Consider the following 7,049-nt stretch of genomic DNA (forward strand, 5'->3'; position numbering starts at 1 on the left):
CGCTTGCATCTTCTGCGGCTGCAGCCTATCCTGATACAGATCAATGCGCTTCCTGTGGCAAGCGTTTATGCTGTGAGAATAGGCAATAAGAAAACTGCTGCGCATGAAAAGCTCTCCCTGCCAGCAAAGGAGTGGTTTGCACGCAATGGAAAATCCATTCAGTCTTTGGTTGCGTCGTTTGCATGATCCCCAAATAGCCGGTTTGATGCTGGTTCTGGTCACCGGCGGACTTCTTATCTACCTTTTTGGTCACGCTTTGGCCCCCTACCTGACAGCATTGGTGATTGCCTATCTGCTGGAAGGGATTATCCGAGCGCTACGCCGCCTGCATTGCCCACGTATCCTGGCCGTCTGGTTGGTATTTGGCCTGTTTTTACTGATGCTCAATCTTTTGCTCTTTGTGTTACTGCCCCATCTCATCGTGGAGTTGGCACGCATTTCCGAAGAGATCCCTCGCATTACCACTACTATCAAACAGCTTTCCCATCAATTGACCGAATCGGCTGCCGGTCTGTTCAATCCGGAACAGGTGGAAAGCATGTTGTTGCATCTGGTGGAAAATTCACAAGAGCTGTTGGGTAAATCGGTGACCTTCCTGTTGCGTGGAGTGCCAGGATTGATCTCATTGACTCTCTATTTGCTTCTGGTACCCTTCTTGGTCTTCTTTTTTATGAAGGACAAGGAGCCACTGCTGGCTGCCTTTTCACGCTATCTGCCCGGTGAACGCGCTCTGTTGGAGCGGGTTCTGCATGAAGTCAACGCCGGAGTCGGGGGCTATATTCATGGCAAATTTTGGGAGATGCTGTTGCTGGCTATCACCAGCTATATCGGCTTTGCCTTGATTGATTTTCGCTACGCCTTTGTGGTCGGCCTGCTGACTGGATTATCGGTTTTGATTCCCTTTTTGGGCTTGGCAGTGGTCACCATACCGGTGGTCTTGTTGGGCATTTTTCAGTGGGGTGCCAGTTGGGAAGCGCTCCACCCTTTGCTTATCTATGGCATCCTGCAATTGGTTGACGGCAACATTGTCGCCCCCTTGATTCTTGGCGAAACCGTGCGCATCCATCCCACAACCATTATGTTGGCAGTATTGTTGTTTGGTTCTCTCTGGGGTGTGGTGGGGGTCTTCTTTGCCGTACCCCTGGTGGTATTGCTCAAAAGTGTCCTGGAGGTGCTGATTCCGCAACAACCCATCACTCCCGAAAGCACTGATTAGTGGCCGACCCGCTTATTCAGGAAGCCAGCCAACTGCTGCAGGCTATTCTCCCGGATCTGGCTGATGCAGAAGATGCCTCCCTGCGTTTGCCTGCCGCCGATCAGATAGTGGAGCAGCACTTTCGACAACAGCATAGCGGTTCCCTGGCTCGCACCACCATCGCCAACCTGGTCTATCAGGTTCTGCGCCATCGCCGTTTTTTGCAAGCGATGTTGCAAACGCTCTTGCCTGCTGGAACAACAGCAAACGCTGTACAGTTGGTACAAGCAGCCTCCATTGCCCTGCATGAAGGGTGGCAAGAGCTCTCTGGTTGGCAGCGCCTCGCCTATCTGTTGGGCAACATCGATCCTCCCTCGCACATTCCACAACCCTCCTTATCGATGGCAGAACAGCTCTCCCTCCCTGATTGGCTATGGCAAAATTGGTCGGCACAATGGGGTGTGGAAGAGGCGTGCGCCTTAGGTCTGGCACTCAATCAACCAGCCACTCTCGATCTGCGCGTCAACACCCTGCAGACAAATCGTGCGCAGTTGACAAGCACCTTACAGGAGAGGGGCCTTGCTACCCAATGGACAGAGCATGCTCCACAGGGGGTACGTCTGCAGCAACGACTGCCTCTGCACACCTTGCCCTCCTTTCAACAAGGATGGTTTGAGGTGCAAGATGAAGGAAGTCAATTGATGGCACCACTCTTACAACCCAAACCCGGAGAGTTGCTTGTCGATCTGTGTGCTGGGGGAGGAGGCAAAACCTTGCATCTGGCCGCCCTGATGCACAATCGCGGACGCATTATCGCTGTGGACAATGAAGCGGCACGTCTGCAACGACTGACACAACGCAGCAAACGCGCCGGAGTGCGCATCATACGCACCGTTGCGGTACGCCACGAACGGGATAAACCCCTTAAAGAGTGGGAAAACAAAGCGGATGCAGTATTGGTGGATGTTCCCTGTAGTGGCAGCGGCACCTTGCGTCGCCATCCCGAGATCAAATGGCGGTTGCACTCTGCCCAGGTTGAGGCGTACCATTACCGGCAATGTGCTCTCCTGGAAGCGGGCTCCCGCCTTTTGCGTCCAGGTGGGCGCCTTTTGTATGTCACCTGTTCTTTGTTGGCGCGAGAAAATCAAGAGGTCATCGCAGCTTTTCTGGCCGATAACCGCTCCTTTCGCAGTATGCCACTGACTCTCCCAACCAGCATTGCTTGCACGGGAGCAATGGTGTATCTGTTGCCACAGAAAACAGGAACCGACGGTTTTTTTGCTGCTCTGTTACAGCGGTCTTCTTAAAATACCGACTTTGCAGAGGATTCTTATTCGTTCAAGGAGTGACAAACCATGGCCATCATTAAACGTGCATTGATCAGTGTCTCTGACAAAAGTGGCTTGGGCGAGTTTGCCAGTGGCCTGGTTCGTCATGGAGTGGAAATTCTCTCCACCGGCGGTACAGCCAAAGCACTGCAACAACTGGGCATCCCGGTCAAGGATGTAGCCGCTTTTACCGGTTTTCCCGAAATGCTGGATGGTCGGGTAAAAACCTTGCATCCGAAGATTCATGGCGGCCTGTTGGCGGTACGTGATAATCCAGCCCATCAAGCACAGATGGCAGCCCATGATATTCAGCCAATTGATATGGTGGTGGTCAATCTCTATCCGTTTGAAGCCACCGTCGCCCGTTCTGATTGTACTCTGGAAGAGGCTATCGAAAATATTGATATTGGTGGCCCATCCATGCTGCGTTCAGCAGCCAAAAATTATCGTTCCGTGACGGTGATAGTGGATCCACGAGACTATTCTGTGGTTCTTGCCGAGATGGATGCGCATGCAGGGGTGGTCTCTATAGAACGTAACGCCGCTTTGGCGCGTACCTGTTTTGCCCGTACCGCCGCCTATGATGGTGCCATCAGCAACTGGCTCTCTTCATTGGATGACGAGGGAATGCCGCAACTCTTCCCCGCAACTTTGACCATGCAGTTTCACAAACGGCAATCGATGCGTTATGGAGAAAATCCCCACCAATTGGCTGCTTTTTATACCGAACCCGGTCCGATTGCCCGTCCCTCTTTGGCCCGTGCCGATCAGTTGCAAGGCAAAGAGCTCTCCTTCAACAATATTCATGATGCCAATGGCGCTCTGGAACTGGTGCATGAGTTTCAGGATCCCACGGTGGTGATCGTCAAACATGCCAATCCCTGTGGTGTCGCCTCCTCTGACAATCTGCTGACCGCCTATCAACAGGCCCGCGATTGTGATCGAACCTCTGCCTTTGGTGGCATCATTGCCTGCAATCGTCCGGTCAGCAAAGAGCTGGCGCAAGAGATGACCGCCATGTTTGTAGAAGCGGTCATTGCCCCATCCTTTGAGGAAGAGGCGCTCGCCCTTTTTGCCAGCAAAAAAAATGTACGCCTCTTGGCCACGCAAACTGCCGCACGCAGCACCGCTCCGGGTCGGGTTGCTCCAGAGTGGACCATGATGGAGATGAAACGGGTTCTCGGAGGTCTTCTGGTGCAGGAGAGGGATACCTTGTTGCTGCGAAAAAATGAACTGCGTGTGGTCAGCGCCCGCCATCCCAGCGATGCGGAACTGCGTGATCTGGAGTTTGCCTGGAAAGTGGTCAAATATGTCAAATCCAATGCCATCGTCTATGCACGCAACCATTGCACTGTGGGTGTAGGAGCAGGACAAATGAGTCGTGTCGATGCCTCGCGTATTGCCGTCTGGAAAGCCGGAGAGGCGGCCCGCTCTCTGGGAATAGCCATTCCTCCGGGTGGTGCGGTGGCAGGATCGGTGTTGGCCTCAGATGCCTTTTTCCCCTTCCGGGATGGTATTGATGCTGCTGCCGAAGCAGGAGCAACTGCGGTGATACAGCCCGGTGGATCAGTACGCGACGAAGAGGTGATTGAAGCGGCCAATGCCCATAATATGGCCATGTTGTTTACTGGAGTCCGCCATTTTCGTCATTAATCCGGCTGGTGACTGGCGCATTATTGTTCTCTTGCACGCTCCCTCGGCCACCGCATATCCCATCACAAAGCACTTGCCATGATGCACACCTTACTGCAACAGGCCATCCAGGAAGCGGGTGGCCTGTTGCCCTTTCATAGCTATATGCGCCTGGTACTCTATCATCCGCAGTATGGCTATTATATGAAACAACACCCCCGCCTGGGACGGAGTGGCGATTTTGTCACTGCCCCAGAGATGACCTCCCTGTTTGGCGAGCTGTTGACCCTGCAATGGATTGAAATCTGGCAACGTCTGGGTGAACCCGCCACTTTTGAACTGGTAGAAGCAGGAGCGGGGAGCGGTCGCCTGGCGCTGGATATTTACCGTACAGCCCAGCGTTTTCCGGCTTTTGCCGCTGCTCTCTCCTATACCATCCTGGAAATCAGTCCCGATTTTTGCTCTGCACAACAGAAGCTGCTACAACAGGCAGGTTGTCCGATGACACGCTTTCGTTGGTGCAACACGCTGGACGAGTTGGAAGAAAAAGGAGTGGAGGGGGTCATCTTCAGCAATGAGTTTTTGGATGCCTTTCCCGTGCACTGGGTAGAGATGCACAGCGAGGGATTGCGCGAATTGGCGGTGGTACAAGAGGAACAGGGGTTGTCTCTTGCTGTGATGCCTGTTGCTGCACCGCTGCATCCCGACCATTTTATGCGACTTGGCATTACCCTGCCGCTGGGTATGCGTACCGAGGTGGCCTGTGCCGCCAATGTCTGGATGGCCCAGGCAGCGCGTATTTTGCGACGTGGGGTGATTGTCTCGATCGATTATGGTTTGACCAGAGCAGAATATTATCACAGTACCGCCCTCCCCCAAGGCACCTTGACCGGCTTTTTCCGCCATCAACAGATCAATAATCCCTTGTTGCATCCTGGAGAGATGGATCTGACCAGCCATGTCCATTTTACCGATCTGGCGGAGGTAGGCGAGGAGCAGGGGTTGTACACTATTGGCTATACAACGCAGGCATGGTTTTTAATGGGTTTAGGAATTTTGCAGCGCTTGGAGCAGTTGGCGCGCAGCCAATCGGTAGAGCGCATGCAGGAGATTCGCCAGACGGTGATGCGTTTATTGATGCCCCAGGGCATGGGAGAACGGTTCAAGGTATTGATGCAAGGACGGAATTTTCCCCATGAACCGCTTCCAGCCGGCTTTTCCCTGCATAATGCCAAACAGCGTTTGCTGCAGAAAAACCAAGGCTAGAAGCGCCTCTGGTTATGGTACGCACCATGCCTCTCACCAAGGCATGGTGCACAGATCTTACCCTGCCTTTTTCATGATATAGCCCTGCTGAATGATCGACAGCACATTATTGATCAACCAATACAAAACCAAACCTGCCGGGAAAGTTAAAAACATAAAGGTAAAGACCAACGGCAAAAAGAGCATGACCTTGGCCTGAATCGGATCGGCTGGGGTAGGATTCATTTTGGTTTGAATAAACATGGTCGCCCCCATCAGCAACGGCAAGACATAAAAGGGGTCATGAATCGACAGATCATGAATCCACCAAAAGAAGGGGGCATGACGCATCTCCACCGAGAGATACAACACCTGATACAAGGCAAAGAAAACCGGGATCTGTACCAAAATCGGTAAACAGCCTCCCAGGGGATTGACTTTGTTGGCTTGGTAAAGCTGCATCATCTCCTGATTGAGACGGGTTTTATCGTTGCCATAGAGCTTGCGCAGCTCCTCCATTTTGGGTTGCAACCTTTTCATCTCATTCATCGAGCGATAGCTCTTATCCGCCAGGGGAAAGAACAACAGCTTGACCAGAATGGTCAAAAAGATGATCGCAATGCCATAGTTATGGAAAAAATCATTGAAGAACAAAAGAATATCCACCAACGGCACTGCCAGGAAGTGCAGCCAACCATAGTCGATAGCTCGTTCCAAACCCATGCCCTGTTTTTCCAAGCTGCGAATCTCTTTGGGACCAACATACATCCAGGTCTCCAAGGTGACTGCTTGACCCGGTTCGACGGTATAAGGTTTGGAGACCGATCCGACCCGATAGACCGGTGCATCATAGTCAAAATAATATTTTTTCTGCGTATCGGTTGCCCCTGGGACCAAGGCAGCCAGAAAATATTTGTCAGAAAAACCGATCCAACCGGCGTTGGCCGTTTTTTGTTGATCCTGTTTGCGCAATACCTCATAGGTATGCTGTATCCGTTCTTTATCCAGATAGCCCATTGGACCCTGGAAATCAGAGGGTGCGGCAGCTTGCCCTGGATCCAAAGTGGGTTCTGTGCGCACATATTGGGCAAAGCCATGCACCACCACCGGCTTCTGCCCTTGATTAATGATCCGATCCTTCACCACCATCATGTAAGAGTCGGTATTCATTATAAAGTTTTTTTCAAAATGCAGCCCGCTGCCATTATCCCAAAAGAGATCCATGGCACCTGCACCCTGCACTCCCTCCTGATTTTTTGTCGACCAGACTGTTTTCCGCCCAGGCATGGTCATATCAGTATTGGCCAAAAATCCTGTCTCGCCAAAAAACAGTTCTGCACCTTTGGCACCACCTCGCTGCAAAAACTTGATGGGCTTTCCTGCAGGAGGCAACTGATCCAAATATTTAAAAAACTGCACATCCACCAATTGCGCACCGGTCAGGGAGAGTTTACCCCGAAACACGGTATTCTCAAACGGCAGCAACTTCTCCTCTTTCACCTCTGCTGCTGCTTCGCGTTGCGTCGGGGGAAGGTTTGGTTGCAGCGCAGACAGTTGTGGTTCACTTCCTTTGCCAACCTGGACATTGCTGACCGGCGTACCTTTACCATCCGGCACTTTTGCTTCTGCAGTGGGAGTGGTGGTTGCTT

Annotated in this window: 6 protein-coding genes; 5 read left to right on the top strand and 1 reads right to left on the bottom strand. The window is 52.3% G+C overall.

Annotated elements, in window-relative coordinates; genetic code table 11:
• The 5 genes from EJP87_RS18575 to EJP87_RS12225 form a co-directional block, all read left to right on the top strand.
• A partial coding sequence (locus tag EJP87_RS18575; protein ID WP_227657611.1) for a hypothetical protein occupies positions 1 to 186 on the top strand: 186 nt, incomplete at its 5' end.
• A complete protein-coding gene (locus tag EJP87_RS12210; protein ID WP_193771342.1) occupies positions 146 to 1,216 on the top strand; it encodes an AI-2E family transporter in 1,071 nt (356 codons plus the stop codon). The genes EJP87_RS18575 and EJP87_RS12210, both read left to right, overlap by 41 nt.
• Entirely contained in the window at positions 1,216 to 2,502 is a 1,287-nt protein-coding gene (locus tag EJP87_RS12215) for an RsmB/NOP family class I SAM-dependent RNA methyltransferase (RefSeq protein WP_130472157.1), read from the top strand. Before EJP87_RS12210 ends, EJP87_RS12215 begins: the two co-directional genes overlap by 1 nt.
• Before the next feature lie 48 nt (positions 2,503 to 2,550).
• Positions 2,551 to 4,176 carry a bifunctional phosphoribosylaminoimidazolecarboxamide formyltransferase/IMP cyclohydrolase gene (gene purH / locus EJP87_RS12220; RefSeq protein WP_130472158.1) on the top strand — a complete coding sequence of 542 codons (1,626 nt, stop codon included), beginning with the start codon at positions 2,551 to 2,553 and terminating at the stop codon, positions 4,174 to 4,176.
• A 78-nt stretch (positions 4,177 to 4,254) separates the two neighbouring features.
• On the top strand, positions 4,255 to 5,421 hold the full coding sequence (locus EJP87_RS12225; protein WP_130472159.1) for a class I SAM-dependent methyltransferase: 1,167 nt from the start codon (positions 4,255 to 4,257) through the stop codon (positions 5,419 to 5,421).
• Positions 5,422 to 5,478: 57 nt separating this feature from the next.
• On the opposite strand, the gene yidC is transcribed toward EJP87_RS12225, so the two are convergent.
• The coding region (gene yidC / locus EJP87_RS12230; RefSeq protein ID WP_130472160.1) for a membrane protein insertase YidC at positions 5,479 to 7,049 on the bottom strand (1,571 nt) is incomplete at its 5' end.

The sequence above is a fragment of the Candidatus Magnetaquicoccus inordinatus genome (assembly GCF_004217665.1).
Taxonomy (GTDB): Bacteria; Pseudomonadota; Magnetococcia; order Magnetococcales; family Magnetaquicoccaceae; genus Magnetaquicoccus; species Magnetaquicoccus inordinatus.